Annotated in this window: 15 protein-coding genes; 12 read left to right on the top strand and 3 right to left on the bottom strand. The window is 74.6% G+C overall.

From position 1 onward, the window contains the following. Positions 1 to 15: 15 nt before the first annotated feature. The 4 genes from ilvC (at position 16) to efeB (ending at position 4,700) form a co-directional block, all read left to right on the top strand. Positions 16 to 1,044 (top strand): ketol-acid reductoisomerase, encoded by a 1,029-nt coding sequence (gene ilvC, locus ABEA04_RS14160; protein WP_345459633.1) that lies wholly within the window; start codon positions 16 to 18, stop codon positions 1,042 to 1,044. Positions 1,045 to 1,341: 297 nt separating this feature from the next. Beyond that, on the top strand, positions 1,342 to 2,253 hold the full coding sequence (efeU, locus tag ABEA04_RS14155) for an iron uptake transporter permease EfeU (RefSeq protein WP_345459630.1): 912 nt from the start codon (positions 1,342 to 1,344) through the stop codon (positions 2,251 to 2,253). Next, on the top strand, positions 2,250 to 3,437 hold the full coding sequence (gene efeO, locus ABEA04_RS14150; protein ID WP_345459627.1) for an iron uptake system protein EfeO: 1,188 nt from the start codon (positions 2,250 to 2,252) through the stop codon (positions 3,435 to 3,437). The genes efeU and efeO overlap by 4 nt, the downstream gene beginning before the upstream one ends. A gap of 18 nt (positions 3,438 to 3,455) precedes the next feature. Then, positions 3,456 to 4,700, top strand: coding sequence for an iron uptake transporter deferrochelatase/peroxidase subunit (efeB, locus tag ABEA04_RS14145; protein ID WP_345459624.1), 1,245 nt, complete (start codon positions 3,456 to 3,458; stop codon positions 4,698 to 4,700). A 4-nt stretch (positions 4,701 to 4,704) separates the two neighbouring features. Here efeB and ABEA04_RS14140 read toward each other — a convergent pair whose 3' ends face one another. Beyond that, positions 4,705 to 5,001, bottom strand: a complete 297-nt coding sequence (locus tag ABEA04_RS14140) for a hypothetical protein (protein ID WP_345459621.1) — start codon at positions 4,999 to 5,001, stop codon at positions 4,705 to 4,707. A gap of 96 nt (positions 5,002 to 5,097) precedes the next feature. Here ABEA04_RS14140 and ABEA04_RS14135 point away from each other — a divergent pair, with 96 nt between their 5' ends. Next, positions 5,098 to 5,328 (top strand): hypothetical protein, encoded by a 231-nt coding sequence (locus ABEA04_RS14135; protein WP_345459618.1) that lies wholly within the window; start codon positions 5,098 to 5,100, stop codon positions 5,326 to 5,328. A gap of 301 nt (positions 5,329 to 5,629) precedes the next feature. Here the strand turns inward: ABEA04_RS14135 and ABEA04_RS14130 are convergent, their stop codons facing one another. Next, positions 5,630 to 7,231: an ABC-F family ATP-binding cassette domain-containing protein gene (locus tag ABEA04_RS14130; protein WP_345459615.1), complete on the bottom strand. Its 1,602-nt coding sequence runs from the start codon at positions 7,229 to 7,231 to the stop codon at positions 5,630 to 5,632. A gap of 221 nt (positions 7,232 to 7,452) precedes the next feature. On the opposite strand from ABEA04_RS14130, the gene serA reads away from it, so the two are divergent. Then, positions 7,453 to 9,057: a phosphoglycerate dehydrogenase gene (gene serA, locus ABEA04_RS14125; protein WP_345459612.1), complete on the top strand. Its 1,605-nt coding sequence runs from the start codon at positions 7,453 to 7,455 to the stop codon at positions 9,055 to 9,057. 354 nt (positions 9,058 to 9,411) lie between these two features. On the opposite strand, the gene yczR is transcribed toward serA, so the two are convergent. After that, on the bottom strand, positions 9,412 to 10,866 hold the full coding sequence (yczR, locus tag ABEA04_RS14120; protein ID WP_345459609.1) for a MocR-like transcription factor YczR: 1,455 nt from the start codon (positions 10,864 to 10,866) through the stop codon (positions 9,412 to 9,414). Between the two features lie 62 nt (positions 10,867 to 10,928). On the opposite strand from yczR, the gene yczE reads away from it, so the two are divergent. From yczE to ABEA04_RS14090, 6 genes are all read left to right on the top strand, one after another. Continuing rightward, a complete protein-coding gene (yczE, locus tag ABEA04_RS14115) occupies positions 10,929 to 11,606 on the top strand; it encodes a membrane protein YczE (RefSeq protein WP_345459607.1) in 678 nt (225 codons plus the stop codon). Between the two features lie 49 nt (positions 11,607 to 11,655). Continuing rightward, entirely contained in the window at positions 11,656 to 12,972 is a 1,317-nt protein-coding gene (locus ABEA04_RS14110) for an NHL repeat-containing protein (RefSeq protein ID WP_345459605.1), read from the top strand. Beyond that, entirely contained in the window at positions 12,972 to 13,703 is a 732-nt protein-coding gene (locus ABEA04_RS14105) for a hypothetical protein (RefSeq protein ID WP_345459602.1), read from the top strand. The genes ABEA04_RS14110 and ABEA04_RS14105 overlap by 1 nt, the downstream gene beginning before the upstream one ends. A 229-nt stretch (positions 13,704 to 13,932) precedes the next feature. Next, a complete protein-coding gene (locus ABEA04_RS14100) occupies positions 13,933 to 14,232 on the top strand; it encodes a hypothetical protein (RefSeq protein WP_345459599.1) in 300 nt (99 codons plus the stop codon). Between the two features lie 114 nt (positions 14,233 to 14,346). Then, positions 14,347 to 15,606: a toxic anion resistance protein gene (locus tag ABEA04_RS14095; protein WP_345459596.1), complete on the top strand. Its 1,260-nt coding sequence runs from the start codon at positions 14,347 to 14,349 to the stop codon at positions 15,604 to 15,606. Between the two features lie 75 nt (positions 15,607 to 15,681). Next, positions 15,682 to 16,137, top strand: a complete 456-nt coding sequence (locus tag ABEA04_RS14090; RefSeq protein ID WP_345459593.1) for a hypothetical protein — start codon at positions 15,682 to 15,684, stop codon at positions 16,135 to 16,137. Positions 16,138 to 16,139 lie beyond the last annotated feature (2 nt).

Below are 16,139 nucleotides of genomic sequence, written 5' to 3'. Positions count from 1 at the left end.
GAAGGAGCCCCACCCGTGGCCGAGATGTTCTACGACGACGACGCCGACCTGTCCCTGATCCAGGGCAAGAACGTGGCCGTCATCGGCTACGGCAGCCAGGGTCACGCCCACGCGCTGTCGCTGCGCGACTCGGGCGTCGACGTCCGCATCGGTCTGCAGCCCGGCTCGAAGAGCCGCGCCAAGGCCGAGGCCGAGGGCCTGCGGGTCGTGACGCCGGCGCAGGCCGCCGAGGAGTCCGACCTCATCGTCATCCTCGCCCCCGACCAGCACCAGCGGAAGCTGTACGCCGAGGAGATCGAGCCGCAGCTCGCCGAGGGCGACACCCTCGTCTTCGGCCACGGCTTCAACATCCGCTTCGGCTACATCACCCCGCCCGAGGGCGTCGACGTGTTCATGGTCGCCCCCAAGGGCCCGGGCCACCTCGTGCGCCGCGAGTACGTCGACGGCCGCGGCGTGCCGGTGCTCGTCGCCGTCGAGAAGGACGCCTCCGGCGACGCCTGGCCGCTCGCGCTGAGCTACGCCAAGGCGATCGGCGGCCTGCGTGCCGGCGGCATCAAGACCACGTTCACCGAGGAGACCGAGACCGACCTGTTCGGCGAGCAGGCCGTGCTCTGCGGCGGCGCCTCGCAGCTGGTGCAGTACGGCTTCGAGGTGCTCACCGAGGCCGGCTACCAGCCCGAGGTCGCCTACTTCGAGTGCCTGCACGAGCTCAAGCTGATCGTCGACCTCATGTACGAGGGCGGTATCGCCAAGCAGCGCTGGTCGGTCTCCGACACCGCCGAGTACGGCGACTACGTCTCCGGCCCGCGCGTGATCACCCCGCAGGTGAAGGCCAACATGGTCGAGGTGCTCGAGGACATCAAGAACGGCACCTTCGCCCAGCGCTTCATCGACGACCAGGACGCCGGCAGCCCGGAGTTCACCAGGTTCCGCGAGGAGTCCGAGAAGCACCCCATCGAGACCACCGGCCGCGAGCTGCGCAAGCTGATGGCCTGGGTCAAGAGCCACGACTCCGACTACGTCGAGGGCACCTCCGCCCGCTGAGCCCCGAGTCACCCCGGCACCGTCCACGCGCACGTTCGCGTGGACGGTGCCTGGTCTCGAGGCTCGGCCGTGGCCGGCCTCGCGCCTCGGACACCGTGGACGGCGACTCCGGTGGTTGAGCAGCGAGGTACGAGCGTCGTCGAAGCCACCGGCCCTCCACGGGGACGTTCGCGTGGTCGGTGCGGGTCGCGACGACGGCCTCGCGCAGGCGCTCGGCCTGCTCGACCACCGGCAGCCGACCAGATCACACCGGGTCAGGGTAGGCATGCCTAACCTGAGGGCGTACGCTCGTCGCTCGTGCTCAGCAACTTCCTCATCGGACTGCGCGAGGGGCTCGAGGCGGCGCTCGTCGTCAGCATCCTCGTCGCCTACCTCGTCAAGTCCGACCGGCGCGACCAGCTGAAGTGGATCTGGCTCGGCGTCGGCCTCGCACTGCTCGTCTCGGCCGGCTTCACCGTCGGACTCGGCCTGCAGTCCCGCAAGCTCGACTTCCGGTCCCAAGAGCTGCTGGGCGGCGTCCTGTCGCTGGTGGCCGTGGTCTTCGTGACCTGGATGGTCTTCTGGATGGCGGGCGCGGCCCGCTCCATCGCCGGTGAGCTGCGCGGTCGCCTGGACGCCGCCGCCGAGAGCCGGCTCGGCGTGCTGCTGATCGGCTTCCTCGCCGTCGGCCGCGAGGGCATGGAGACCGGGGCGATCCTCTGGGCCAAGACCCAGACCGCCACCGGCCGCGACAAGCCCGAGGGCGCCGTCCTGTCCTCGACGCCGCTCGTCGGCGCGGTGCTGGGCATCCTCGCCGCCGTCGTCATCGGCTACCTCATCTACCGCGGCGCGCTGCAGATCAACCTCAGCCGGTTCTTCACCTGGACCGGCGCCGCGCTCATCGTGGTGGCCGCCGGCGTGCTGTCGTACGGCGTCCACGACCTGCAGGAGATCGACGTCCTGCCGGGTCTCGGCACCACGCTGTTCGACATCTCCGGCACCGTCGACGTGAACTCCTGGTACGGCTCGCTGCTCGCCGGGATGTTCAACTTCACGCCCGCCCCGACGGTCCTCGAGGCCGTCGTCTGGCTGGCCTACCTCGTGCCCGTGATGACCCTGTTCCTCCTGGCCGTGCGGCGTCGCTCGGCCGCGCCCCGTCCCACCGCCAGCACCGCCAGCACCGACCCCGCCCCGGCCCCGGCCGAGCCGCAGAAGGAGCCCACCGCGTGAACCGCACCACCACCCGCGCCCGCCGCGCCGGCCTGGCCGCCGCCGCCTCGCTCGGACTGGTCGCCGGCCTGTCGGCCTGCGGCACCGAGAGCACCGCCCAGGCCGAGGGCGGGCGCGCCCTCACCGTCACCTCCAGCGACGACGCCTGCGACGTCTCGGGCGCCGAGGCGCCCGAGGGCACGCTCACCTTCGAGGTGAGCAACGCCGGCAGCGAAGTCACCGAGTTCTACCTGCTCGGCGACGACGGCCTGCGGGTGCTCGGCGAGGTCGAGAACATCGGCGAGGGCGATAGCAGCACGCTCACCGTCAAGGCGCCCGCGGGCACCTACTACACCTCCTGCCGCCCCGGCATGAAGGGCGACGGCATCCGCAACGCGTTCACCGTCACCGCGTCCGACGAGGGCAAGGAGCAGCTCGCCGAGGGCACCGACGACCAGAAGGTGCAGGAGGCGCTGGCCGCCTACAAGCTCTACGTGCGCGACCAGTCGGCCCAGCTGCTCGAGCAGACCACCCGCTTCGTCGAGCTCTACGAGGCCGGCGACCAGGACGACGAGGCCCGCGCGCTCTACCCCGTGGCCCGCCAGCACTGGGAGCGCATCGAGACCGTGGCCGAGTCGTTCGGTGACCTCGACCCGCTCATGGACGCCCGCGAGGCCGACGTCGTCGCCGGCGAGGAGTGGACCGGCTGGCACCGCATCGAGAAGGACCTCTGGCCCGCGCGCGCCGAGAAGTACCGGGCCCTGACCCCGCAGGAGCGCGTCACCTACGGCGACGACCTGCTCGCGAACACCAAGAAGCTCGACCAGAAGATCCAGGGCCTCGACTACACCGTGGTCGACCTCGGCAACGGCTCGCGCGGCCTGCTCGAGGAGGTCGCCAGCGGCAAGGTCACCGGCGAGGAGGAGTACTGGTCGCGCACCGACCTGTGGGACTTCCAGGCCAACGTGGACGGCGCCCGCGTCGCCTTCGAGAACCTGCAGCCGGTGCTCGCCGAGAAGGACCCCGAGCTCGCCCAGACCCTCACCACCCGCTTCGACGAGCTGCAGGCGCTGCTCGACACCCACCGCTCCGGCGACGGCTTCGTGACCTACGACCAGCTGTCGAAGGACGAGGTGGGCGCGCTCGTCGACGCCGTCAACGCGCTCTCCGAGCCGCTGTCGCGCCTGACCGCCACGGTGGCCTGAGCCTGCGATGAACCAGCCATGACCCAGCCCCGTCTCTCGCGCCGCGGCCTGCTCGGCGGCAGCGTCGCGGCCGCCGGTGCGGCCGGCGCCTTCGCCGCCGGTCGCGCCACGGCGAGCGAGCCGGACGAGGCCGCGCGGGCGGCGTCCTACGCCTTCCGCGGCGAGCACCAGGCGGGCATCGTCACGCCCGCGCAGGACCGGCTGCACTTCGCCGCCTTCGACGTCACCACCGACGACCGCGACGAGCTGGTGGCGCTGCTGCGCGACTGGACCGAGGCCGCCGACCGGATGACGCAGGGCGGGTCGGCCGGCGAGGTCGGCCCGGTCGAGGGCGACCCGCTGCTGCCGCCCGACGACACGGGCGAGGCGATCGGGCTGCCGCCGTCCGGGCTGACCATCACCTTCGGGTTCGGCCCGTCGCTGTTCGACGACCGCTTCGGCCTCGCCGACCGCCGTCCGGGCGTGCTGCGGCGGCTGCCGCACTTCCCGGCCGACGCGCTCGACCCGGCCACCAGCGACGGCGACCTGTGCGTGCAGGCGTGCGCCGACGACCCGCAGGTCGCCGTCCACGCGGTGCGCAACCTGGCGCGCATCGCCTTCGGTCGCGCGTCGGTGCGCTGGTCGCAGCTCGGGTTCGGGCGCACCTCGTCGACCAGCACCAGCCAGTCGACGCCGCGCAACCTGTTCGGCTTCAAGGACGGCACGGAGAACGTCAAGGCCGAGGACGGCGCCGCGCTCGCCGACCACGTGTGGGTCGGCGCGGACGACGACCCCGCGGCCGGGTGGCTCGCCGGCGGCAGCTACCTCGTCGCCCGCCGCATCGCGATGCGCATCGAGACCTGGGACCGCCAGCCGCTGGCCGACCAGGAGGCGTTCGTCGGCCGCGCCAAGGGCAGCGGGGCGCCGCTGACCGGCACCGACGAGCACGACGCCCCCGACTTCAACGCCGCCACCGGCACCGTCACCACCATCGCGCCCGACGCGCACGTGCGCGTGGTGCACCCCGACGCCCACGGCGGCGTGCGGATGCTGCGCCGCGGCTACAACTTCGTCGACGGCAGCAACGCGCTCGGCGGTCTCGACGCCGGGTTGTTCTTCCTCGCCTTCGTGCGCGATCCCGACACCCACTTCGTGCCGGTGCAGATGGCGATGGCCCGCAGCGACGCGCTCATGGAGTACCTGCAGACCACCGGCTCGGCGCTGTTCGCCGTCCCGCCGGGGGTGGGCGAGGGCGAGCACGTCGGCCAGGCGCTGTTCGCCTGAGAGGTCAGGCCTCCACGACCAGGACGGCGTCCGGTGGCGGGGTGCGGCGACGGGCGATCGGCCCGAGGTCGGCCCGCAGGAGGTGGCTCGCCTCGGCGTGCGCGCGCCCCGACCGGACGACGGCCCACGTGGCGTCGTCGGCACCGTCGGCGCCGTCGGCGCCGTCGTCCACCCGCAGCGTGGCGCCGGCGTCGAGACGCCGCAGCAGCGCCGGGCTCGGCGCCACCGCCAGCCGGCCGTCGGCGAGCCGCACCGCCTCGGCCTCCTCGCGGAGGTCGCCCGCGGCCAGCGTCGTCTGCACCCCAGAACCTTCGCACGCCGGGGCGCGACCTTGGTCGCGATCGTCGTCGACCGACGGCCGATGCGCCCGCCGTCCCCGCCCGGCACCGTCGGTGGCATGGCTGAGGACAAAGGCGTCGACGGACTCCAGGGACTCGCGGCCTTCGTCGGCCTCACCGCCGGCGTCGTCCCGCTCGCGAAGGTCCTGCTCGGCGGGGGCCCCGGGTTCTGGCTCGCGTGGTTCCCCGGCACCGACAGCCCGCCGGGGGAGTGGCTGGTGCCCGCGGTGGTCGTCGTGGTGGCGGTGACCGTCGTGATGGTGCTCGAGCGGGCCAAGACGCCGCGCTGACCGGTCGCACTGCCTGGTGCTGCGGCCGGTCGGAGGCGACTGCCTCACCGTTGCGTCGACCTTCCCGCCCCTAGACGGGCGGGAGAGTGGGATTGACGGTGAGGTAGCCGCGGTGAGCCGGCCGCGGACCGCGAGTCCGCTCGGCGTCCACCCGCGTGTGGTCCCGCCCGCGGCGGCCGTGGGGCCCGCGGGCGACTGCCTCACCGTGAGGTGCACTGACCCGCCCGTGCACGGGCGGGTCAGTGGAGCCGACGGTGAGGTAGCCGAGTGGAACGGCCGCGGACCACCACCCCGGCCGTCGTCACCCGAGCTCGAGCACCCGGTCGACGCCGACGTCGTCGAGGAAGCCGGGGTCGTGGCTGACCACCAGCAGCGCGCCGCGGTAGGCGGCGAGCGCCGAGACCAGGGCGTCGTAGGCGGCGAAGTCGAGGTTGTTGGTGGGCTCGTCGAGCAGCAGCAGCTGCGGCGCCGGGTCGGCCAGCAGGACGGCGGCCAGCGTGGCCCGCAGCCGCTCGCCGCCCGACAGCGCCCCCGCGGCGACGTCGGCCCGGGCGCCGCGGAACAGGAACCGCGCCAGCATCGCCCGCACCTCGGTGCGATCGCGCCCGGGCGCCGCCGCGGCCACGTTCTCGTAGACCGACCGGGCGTCGTCCAGCACGTCGAGCCGCTGCGGCAGCAGGCCCGCCGGCACCCGCAGCGACACTTCACCGGCCGCCGGCGCGAGGCGCCCGGCCACCGTGTGCAGCAGCGTGGTCTTGCCCGCCCCGTTCGGCCCGACGACCGCGATGCGGTCGGGTCCGTGCACGTCGAGGGCGCCGTCGTCCACCTCGGCGCCGGTGCGCAGCACCAGCCCCGACGTCGTCAGCACCACCCGCCCGCGCGGCACCTCGGTGGCCGGCAGGTCGACCCGGACCACCCGGTCGTCGCGCAGCCGGGCCTCGGCGTCGTCGAGGCGCTCGCGGGCGGCGTCGAGCCGGTCGTCGTGCAGGCGCCGGTACTTCGCGGCGTGCTTCTCGGAGCGGTTCTTCCAGAAGTCCTGCGCGCCCTTGCCCATGTTGGACGTCGCCGCGTTGCGCGCCCCCTGCCGCTTGCGCTGCGCGAGCAGGCGCTCGGCCTCCTGCCGGTCGGCGCGCTGGCGGCGCACGTCGGAGCGCGCGGCGGTGACGGCCCGCTCGGCCGCCTCCTGCTCGGCCTCGACCTGCTCGACGTAGGCCGAGTAGCCGCCGCCGTACCAGCGCACCGCGCCGTCGTGCAGGTCGCCGACGCGGTCGACCCGCTCGAGCAGCTCGCGGTCGTGGCTGACCACGAGCAGCGCGCCGCCCCAGGCGTCGACGACGTCGTACAGACGCGCCCGCGCGGCGGCGTCGAGGTTGTTGGTGGGCTCGTCGAGCAGCAGGACCTCGGGCCGGGCCAGCAGCAGCCGGGCCAGCCCGAGCTGCACGACCTCGCCGCCCGACAGCTCGCCGAGCCGTCGTCCGAGCGTGCCGTCGGGCAGGCCGAGACGGGCGAGGGTCGCGGTGGCGCGCTCCTCGACGTCCCAGTCGTCGCCGACGGCGTCGTAGTGCGCCGGGTCGACCGAGCCGGCCTCGACGGCCCGCAGCGCGTCGAGGGTGGCGGCCACGCCGAGGAAGTCGGCGACGTCGCGGCCGGCGTCGAGGGTGAGGTCCTGCGGCAGGTAGCCGACCTCGCCGGCCACCGACACGACGCCGGACGACGGCGCGAGCTCGCCGGCGACGAGCCGCAGCACGGTCGACTTGCCGGCGCCGTTGGCGCCGACCAGCGCGGAGCGACCGGGCGGCACGAGCAGGTCGAGGCCGCGGAGGGCGGGGGTGCCGTCAGGCCAGGCGAAGGAGACGCCCGTGAGCGAGACGACGGGCGCGGACGTGGGACGGGTCGTGGGCATGCGGAAGCTCCCTGTCGGGATCGAGGTCGGTGAGGGCAACCTCAGAGCTTCAAGACACACGCCGTTCGCCGGGGACGGGACACCGGCGACGCTACCCGCCGTCCGCGCCCCCGGGCGACCGCTTTTCCACCGGACGCCGCGGGGTAGCGTGCGCCGCACCCGTGCACAGCGTCGTGCGCCCCGCCCGTCCGTCGTCCACCCCCACCGCGAGGAAGCCGACCGTGACCCGTGTGAGCCGTCAGACCCGCGACGTCGTGCTGATCGCCGAGCCGCTCAGCCCCGCCACCGTCGAGGCGCTCGGACCCGACTTCGACGTGCGTCACTGCGACGGCGCCGACCGCGTCGCGCTGCTCGAGGCCATCGCCGACGCGGACGCCGTCCTGGTGCGCTCGGCGACCCGCATCGACGGCGAGGCGCTCGCCGCGGCCCGGCGGCTCAAGGTGGTGGCCCGCGCCGGCGTCGGGCTCGACAACGTCGACGTCCGCGCGGCGACCGCGGCGGGCGTGATGGTGGTCAACGCCCCGACGTCGAACATCGTCTCGGCGGCCGAGCTCGCGGTCGCGCTCATGCTTGCCGCCGCCCGCCACGTCTCGCCGGCCCACGCCGCGCTGCGGCGGGGGGAGTGGTCGCGCTCGCGCTACACCGGCGTCGAGCTGTACGAGAAGACCGTCGGCATCGTGGGGCTCGGCCGCATCGGCGTCCTGGTGGCCCAGCGGCTGGCCGCGTTCGGCATGAGCGTCATCGCCTACGACCCCTACGTGCAGGCCGGTCGTGCCGCGCAGGTCGGGGTGCGGCTGGTCGACCTCGACACGCTGCTCGCCGAGAGCGACTTCATGAGCGTGCACCTGCCCAAGACCCCCGAGACCGTCGGGCTGATCGGCGCCGCGCAGCTCGCCGTCGTCAAGCCCGGGCTGGTGCTGGTCAACGCCGCGCGGGGCGGCATCGTCGACGAGCCGGCGCTCTTCGACGCGCTCGAGTCCGGCCGGGTCGCCGCCGCCGGCCTCGACGTCTTCGCCGTCGAGCCGTGCACCGACAGCCCGCTGTTCGACCTCGAGAACGTCGTCGCCACGCCCCACCTCGGCGCCTCCACCGAGGAGGCGCAGGAGAAGGCGGGCGTCGCCGTCGCCCGCTCGGTGCGGCTCGCGCTGGCCGGCGAGCTGGTGCCCGACGCGGTCAACGTGCAGGGCGGCCTCATCGCCGAGGACGTGCGCCCCGGCATCCCGCTCACCGAGCGCCTCGGCCGGGTCTTCACCGGCGTCGCCGGCGAGCTCGCCCAGCAGATCGACGTCGAGGTGCGCGGCGAGATCACCGAGCACGACGTCTCGGTGCTGCAGCTGGCCGCCCTCAAGGGCGTCTTCACCGACGTCGTCGAGGACGCCGTCACCTACGTCAACGCGCCGCTGCTCGCCGCCGAGCGCGGCACCGCCGTCCGGCTGGTCGTCGAGGCCGACAGCCCCGACCACCGCAACCTGATCACCATCCGCGGCACCCTGGCCGACGGCTCGCAGGTCTCGGTGAGCGGCACCCTGGTCGGCATCGCACAGCGCGAGCGCATCGTGGCCGTCAACGACTACGACATCGACCTCGAGCCCACCGACCACCTCGCGTTCGTCAGCTACCACGACCGCCCCGGCATGGTCGGCACCGTCGGCCGCATCCTCGGCGAGGCCGGCGTCAACATCGCCGGCATGCAGGTCTCCCGCAACGCCAAGGGCGGCCAGGCCCTCGTCGCGCTCTCGGTCGACTCCGCCATCGCCCCCGAGGTCCTCCAGGACATCGAGACCGCCATGGACGCCGCCTCCGCCCGCGCCGTCGACCTGAGCTGAGGGACCCCGACCCGAGGGTGGCCCGCCGCACGGACCCTGAGCCTGTCGAAGGGCCCCGGACGCAACCACCGACCCGCCACACGCAGGCTCCGGACCGAGCGCCAGCGAGACCGACCGCAGCGACGCAGGGTCAGCCCGCACGGACGGCGCGATCTCCTGGGCGCGACGACGGCAGTGCTGGGCAGCACGGCCGGTCATGCCCGTTCGCGGCGCGCGACCTGGTGAGTGACGAGCACGGAGGGCGCAGCGACGGAGGAGCGAGCCCTCCGTGCGCAGGAGCGAACCGGGTCGCGTGAAGGCGCCGCGAACACGCGCCGAAGCGACGAAGGAGCGGAGGTGCAATCAAGCAGCGGGTCAGGCGACCATGACCCGGCGCGGGGGGCGGGGGGTGGTGGGGGTGCGGTGGCCGACGGCGTCCCAGGCCTCGGCGAGGCGGGTGACGGCGAGCTCGAGCTCGTCGGCGGGGTGGGTCCAGGGCACCCGCAGGTAGCGGTCGAGGCCGCCTTCGACGGCGAACGCGGGGCCGGGGGCGACGATGAGGCCGCGGCGCTCGGCCTCCTCGGCGACGGCGGTGCCCGAGCCGTGCGACGGCAGCTCGCACCACGCCGCCAGTCCGCCACCCGGACGTCGCACCCGCCACTCGGGCAGCCGTTCGGCGAGCGCGGTGAGCAGGGCGTCGCGCTGGACGGCGAGCCGCTCGCGGTGGCGGCCGACGACGTCATCCGCGTCGTGCAGCAGCCGGGTCAGCACCAGCTGCTCCATCACCGGGGCGCCGAGGTCGAGGCCCAGGCGGGCGCGGGTGAGGCGCTCCATACCGCCGCGGGGCGCGCGGATCCAGCCGAGCCGCAGCCCGCCCCAGAACGCCTTGCTCGCGCTGCCGAGGCTGATGGTGCGGTCGTCGAAGGCGGCGAACGGCCGCGGCATGACCTGTCCGTCGAGCGCCAGCGCCTGGTGCGACTCGTCGACCACCGCCACCGTGCCCGACCGCCGCAGCCGCCGGGCGTAGGCCGCGCGCTCGTCGTCGCTCATCAGCAGCCCGGTGGGGTTCTGGAAGTCGGGGATCAGGTACGAGAGCACCGGCCGCACCTCGCGCAGCGCGCGGTCGACGGCGTCGAGGTCCCAGCCGGCGGGGTCGACCGGGACGCCGGCCAGTCGCGCCCCGCTGTGCCGGATCGCCTGCGTGGCGTTGGGGTAGACCGGCGACTCGACGAGCACGCGGTCACCGGGGCCGGTGTGGGCCTGGGCGACGATGGCGGCGGCGGTGAGCGCGCCCGGCGTCACCATGACCTGACCCGGGTCGGTGGGCAGGCCGCGGGCCTCGTAGGTCGCCGCGATGGCCTCCTGAAGCCGCGGCAGCCCGGCCGGGAAGTAGCCGTGGCCGCCGAGGTGCGCGGGCAGCTCGGCGGCGGCCTCGGCGAAGGCGGCGGCCACGCCCGGGGGAGCCGACGACGCCGCGCAGTTGAGGTCGATGGCGTCGCCGTCGCCGGGCCGGGGGAGCAGCGCGCGGTCGTGGGCGCGGCGTCGCCCGCCCGGCACCCTCGTGAACGTGCCGGCACCCTGGCGGGCCACGGCGTAGCCGGTCTCGCGCAGCACCGCGTAGGCGCGGGTGACCGTGGTGCGCGAGACCCCGAGCGCCTCGGTGAGCTCACGCTCGCTGGGCAGCCGGACGTCGAGCCCGACGCGGCCGTCGCCGACCAGCTCGGTGAGCCGGTCGGCGAGGACGGCGTAGGCGGGCCGGCCCCCACGGCGTCCGGGTTCGAGCGTGCCGACCAGCACGGCGACGCGGGCGGCGGAGACGGTGCGCTGCATGCAGACCAGTGTTCCACGATTGGCTATGCCGGAGGAGGCCAATCTGGCGCAGGCTGGGTGGCGTGACGCTGCTCGACCCGCCCCGCTCGCCGGGCCTGACCGACCTCGGTCCGCTCGCCCAGCTGCGGGCGGGCCGGCTGCCCGAGCGGCTGGTGCGGCTGATGGTCGGGCTGGTGCTCTACGGCGCCTCGCTGGCGCTCATGGTGCGCGCCGACCTCGGCCTGGCGCCGTGGGACGTGCTGCACTCCGGCCTCGTCCACCACGTGCCGCTCACCCTCGGCCAGGCCGTGGTGGTGATGAGCTTCGTCGTCCTGCTGCTGTGGCTGCCGCTGCGCGAGAAGCCGGGCCTGGCGACGGTGGCCAACGCCCTCGTCGTCGGGTTTGCGGCCGACGGCACGCTGTGGCTGCTCGACCGTCCCGACCCCCTCGCCGCGCGGATCGCGCTGATGGTCGGCGGCATCGTGCTGTGCGCGCTCGCCACCGCGCTCTACATCGGGGCGCAGCTCGGCCGCGGCCCGCGCGACGGCCTGATGACCGGGCTCGCCCGGCGCACCGGGCTCTCGATCCGGCTGGTGCGCACCGGCATCGAGGTGGCCGTCGTCCTGCTCGGCCTGCTGCTCGGCGGCGTCGCCGGGCTCGGCACGGTGCTGTTCGCGCTGGCGATCGGCCCGCTGACCCAGCTCGCCATGCCGTGGCTCGTGGTGGACGTCGGCCGGCGGCCCCCGACCGAGCCCGAGTAGTTCGGCCAAACCCCGGCGGACGACGTCCTCGGCTTCCTACCGTGAGCCCGTGCGCCTCACGCCCCTCACGCCCTTCGTGCCCCTCGTTCTCGCCTTCCCCCTGCTGAGCGGAGCGCCCGCCTCGGCCGCCGACCCGGTGGTGGTCGCCAACCGCGCACCGGTGGGCTCGCTCGCCACGGGCGCGCCGGTCGACGACCTCGACGTCGACGCCGCGGGGCGCCTCTACGTGCTCGACGGCGACCGGGTGAAGGTCTACGCGAGCAGTGCGCGGGGGAGCGCGACGCCGCTGCGCACCGTCGACCTCAGCCGCGACCTGCCCGTCGGCCAGACCGGGCTGCTGCTGGCCGCCGCCGACGACGGGGTGGTCACGGTGCTCGGGGGCGAGTCGTTCGACGCGATCTACGACGGTGTCCAGGACGAGACGGTCGTGGTCGTGCGTACCGACGGGGCCACGACGTCGTTCACGACCGAGCAGCTCGGCCTCGAGCAGCCGAACGCCATGGCTGCGGTCGGCGACGAGGTGGCGGTGGTCGACAACAACACCAACGGCATCGACGTCTTCGACCTCCGCGGCGGTCTCACCACGCCCGTGCGCAGCCTTCCCGGCGGCGGACGCACCGGCTTGGTGCAGCCCACGGTGGTCGACGCCGACGAGCTCGGCCGGCTGGTCGTCGGCGGCTACCAGGTCGACGGCGACGGGCCGAGGCCCTGGGTGGCGGTGTTCGCCCCCGGCGCCGACGGCGACGTGGCCCCGCGGCGCTACCTCACCGGGCCGCGGACGCGTCTGATCGACTACCCGACCGGGGTGGCGACCGACCGGGCCGGCAACGTGTGGGTCGGCAGCTACGGGGAGGGCGGCACCAACGTGGCCCGCTTCGCCCCGGGCACCACCGGCGACGTCGCCCCCGCCGCGGTGCTGGCCGGCCCGCGCACCGGACTGGGCGCGTTCGCCGCGACCGTCGACGTGCTGCCCGACGGCCGTCTGGCGACGGTCGCCTACGAGCCGTCGTCCGAGACCGCGCCGCCCGCGCCGGCCAGCCGGGTCCTCGTGCACCGGCCGCTCGGTCCGTACGCCGTGCCGGCCCGACCGGGCCGGGTGACGGTCGGCGGCCAGCGCTCCGCCGCGACCCGCACGATCCGGTGGACCGCGGCCGGCACGAACCCCGACACCCCCGTGCGCGGCCAGCGGGTCGTCGTCCGCTGCGGTGGCGTCGAGCGCCTGCGCAAGGACGTCGGCCCCGGCGCCCGGTCGCTGACCTGGCGCGCCGGGTCGGTACGGCGGGCCACCTGCTCGGCGGCAGTCGTCGCCCGCAACGTCTACGGCCAGGGCGCCGCGCGCTCGGTCACGTTCCGGGTGGAGCGCTGATGGGCTGGCGTGAGCTGGCCAAGCAGGCCACGACGTGGGCGGAGGCCAGGCGCACCGAGCTGGTCACCACCGACCGCACCACCCGCGAGGACGCCGAGGTGCGCGCCGAGGACGCCGAGCGGGCCGCCCGCGAGGAGGCCGCCACCTCGGCGTTCGAGCGCGTGCTGCCGACCTCGCTGGCCGACCGGGTCACCGCCGCGCGGCCCGAGAACGTGGAGGCCCGGCGCGCGGCGGCCGAGGCGGCCGACGAGCAGCGGCGCCGCGAGCGGCTGGCCGACCTCGCGGCGGCCGGCGAGACCGCCGAGCTGCGGCTTGGCCTCACCGGCGGCGAGGAGGCCTCGGTCGTGCTGACGCTGCCCTGCGAGGCCGAGGAGGACCACGACGACCCGGCCCTGCCGTGGCTGCGGGTGCGGGTCGAGGCGCCCGACCCGGTGCCGGTCGGCAGCACCGCGCTGACCACGCTCGCGCTCGCCGTCCCGGGCTACACCGGCTGGGGCCGCTACGACCTCGCCGAGCAGCACCGACGCGGCGAGGTCGGCGAGATCGGCTGGTGGGAGCCCTTCGACCTGCACCTCGCGCCGCGCCCCGAGGAGGGCGAGGACACCTGGTACGTCGACCTCGGCGCCACTCCGCCGCCCGTCGTCGAGGTGCACGAGCGCTCGGTCGACTTCGACCTGCCGATGGCCTCGGCGCTGGGGTCGCTGCGCGCGACCGGCTCGGTCGCCTGGTAGCCCGGCCGGCTCGGGCCGAGGGTTCTCGGCTTCTCCTCCCGCTTCTCGGGCGTTGCATCGCCCCAGAACGTCGGGGACACCCGGTGAACCGGGTATCCCTGACGCCCCCGCCCACCACTCCTCCCGAACCGCGGACAGGGCGCGCGGACGCCCACTCCCGCGGTGCCGACGGGCGGGGCGCCCACGGGTTGTCGGTGGCCGCGCCTAGGGTCGGGGACGTGACGAGCCGATGAGCAAGAACGACCAGCTGCGCGCCCTGCGCGAGGCCAAGTACGCCCGCGACCAGGCCTCGGGCGGCGCGACGGCGCCCGGACGACGTGCCGCGACCCGGGCGCAGCCACCGGTCGCCCCGCCCACCGCCCGGCCCGCCCGGCCCGCCCCGGCAGCGACGCCGGCGTCCGCGTCGGGCGCCGTCGACGAGCCGGCCGCCGAGGCCGCCACCGACGCGCTGTGCGGTCACCGCAACATGGGCGGCCGCACGTGCACCCGCGAGGCCGGCCACACCGCCAAGAGCCACCGCTACTCGTGAGCGCCGTGGCGCGGTGCTGACGTGTGCTGACGCGGTGCTGACGTGGTGTGACGTGGTGGTGACGGCCCGCGACGACGCGCGACGCAGGCGCGCCCAGGTGACAGACTGCGCGCCATGACCGCTGGGACCCCCGAGCAGCCGTCCACCGCAGGTGCCGAGGCCGCCGTCCAGCCGCTGGCACCGCCCGACCCCGTGCTCACCCTGGTCGCCCCCGCCCCGCCCGCCGCCGTCGCCGAGACCGCGGCGCCGAAGATGGCGCCGCAGGTCACCGAGACGGCGCGGCCCGAGCTCGACGCCAAGGTCGACGGCTTCCTCGCCGCGCTGACGAGCACGCAGGCCGGCAGCCCCGAGTTCGCGGCCCAGGCCGAGAACGTGCGCACGATGGGCGACGCCGACATCCGGCAGGCCGCCGAGACGTCCAACCGGATGCTCGAGCGGCCGGTGCGGGCGCTGCGCGAGGGCGGCATCGCCCAGGGCTCCTCGGTCGGCAAGACGCTGCTCGAGCTGCGCCGCACCGTCGAGGACCTCGACCCCAGCCAGGCCACCGGCGCCCGCCGCTGGCTCGACATCCTGCCGTTCGGCGACAAGATCACCGACTATTTCCGCAAGTACCAGTCGGCGCAGAGCCAGCTCAACGGCATCCTGCACAGCCTGCGCAACGGCCAGGACGAGCTGCAGCGCGACAACGTCGCCCTCAACCTCGAGAAGACCAACCTCTGGGCGGTCATGGGGCGGCTCAACCAGTACGTCTACGTCGCCGAGCGGCTCGACGCCAAGCTGGCCGCGCGCATCGCCGAGCTCGAGCTGACCGACCCGGACGCCGCCCGCGCGCTCAGCCAGGACGTGCTGTTCTACGTGCGGCAGAAGCACCAGGACCTGCTCACCCAGCTCGCCGTCTCGATCCAGAGCTACCTGGCCATGGACGTCGTCATCAAGAACAACGTCGAGCTCATCAAGGGCGTCGACCGCGCCACCACCACCACCGTCTCGGCGCTGCGCACCGCCGTCATCGTGGCGCAGGCGCTGGGCAACCAGAAGCTGGTGCTCGACCAGATCACCGCGCTCAACAGCACGACGTCCGGGATGATCCAGCGCACGTCCGAGATGCTGCGCGACAACTCCGCCGCCATCCAGGAGCAGGCCGCCTCGTCGACCATCGGCATCGAGCAGCTGCAGGCCGCCTTCGCCAACATCTACGCCACGATGGACTCCATCGACGACTTCAAGGTCAAGGCGCTCGACAGCATGTCGACCACGATCGGCGTCCTCGAGAACGAGGTGCTCAAGTCGCGCTCCTACCTCGAGCGGGTGCAGCGCCACGACACCCGCAACGCCGCCGGCACGCTCGACCTGTCGAACCAGCCGCTCGGCTGAGCCGGGACCGACGGGGTGGGGCTGAGGTCGTGGCTGCGGCGACGGCGCGGGGACGCCGACGGCGACCGCGCCCCGGTGCCCGCACCGCCCACCGAGGCCGACGTGCGCGACTCGCTCAACCGGGTCAACGCGATGCTCACCGAGGCCAACGCGCCCCCGGTGGTGACGGCGCGGGTGGTGCGCATCGCGCGCTCGATCAACGACACGCTGCCGCGGCTGCGCAACCTCGGCCTCGGCTCGCAGGAGGGCTACTCGGTCGTGGCCACCGCCACCACCTACCTGCCCGAGGCGGTCACGGCCTACCTGCGGCTGCCGCGCGACTGGGCCGACACCCGCCCGATCGACGGCTACAAGACCTCGCTGATGGTGCTGGTCGAGCAGCTCGAGCTGCTCGGCTCGACGATGGACAAGATCGCCGACGCCGCCAACCGGGCCGACGCGCAGGCCCTGATCGCCCACGGGATGTTCCTCGAGGCGAAGTTCGGGCACGGTGCCGACGGTGGGCCGCAGCTCACCCTGGGCACCCCGTGAGG

The sequence above is a fragment of the Nocardioides marinquilinus genome, assembly GCF_039543705.1.
GTDB lineage: Bacteria > Actinomycetota > Actinomycetes > Propionibacteriales > Nocardioidaceae > Nocardioides > Nocardioides marinquilinus.
The sequence above is the reverse complement of the archived record's forward strand: the minus strand, read 5'-3'. Positions and strand labels throughout refer to the sequence as shown.

Coding starts and splice junctions, on each gene's coding strand:
- yczR (WP_345459609.1), bottom strand. CDS start 10,866: ATGCAGCGCACCGTCTCCGCCGCCCGCGTCGCCGTGCTGGTCGGCACG.
- efeB (WP_345459624.1), top strand. CDS start 3,456: ATGACCCAGCCCCGTCTCTCGCGCCGCGGCCTGCTCGGCGGCAGCGTC.
- ABEA04_RS14105 (WP_345459602.1), top strand. CDS start 12,972: ATGGGCTGGCGTGAGCTGGCCAAGCAGGCCACGACGTGGGCGGAGGCC.
- ABEA04_RS14095 (WP_345459596.1), top strand. CDS start 14,347: ATGACCGCTGGGACCCCCGAGCAGCCGTCCACCGCAGGTGCCGAGGCC.
- ABEA04_RS14135 (WP_345459618.1), top strand. CDS start 5,098: ATGGCTGAGGACAAAGGCGTCGACGGACTCCAGGGACTCGCGGCCTTC.
- ABEA04_RS14100 (WP_345459599.1), top strand. CDS start 13,933: ATGAGCAAGAACGACCAGCTGCGCGCCCTGCGCGAGGCCAAGTACGCC.
- ABEA04_RS14130 (WP_345459615.1), bottom strand. CDS start 7,231: ATGCCCACGACCCGTCCCACGTCCGCGCCCGTCGTCTCGCTCACGGGC.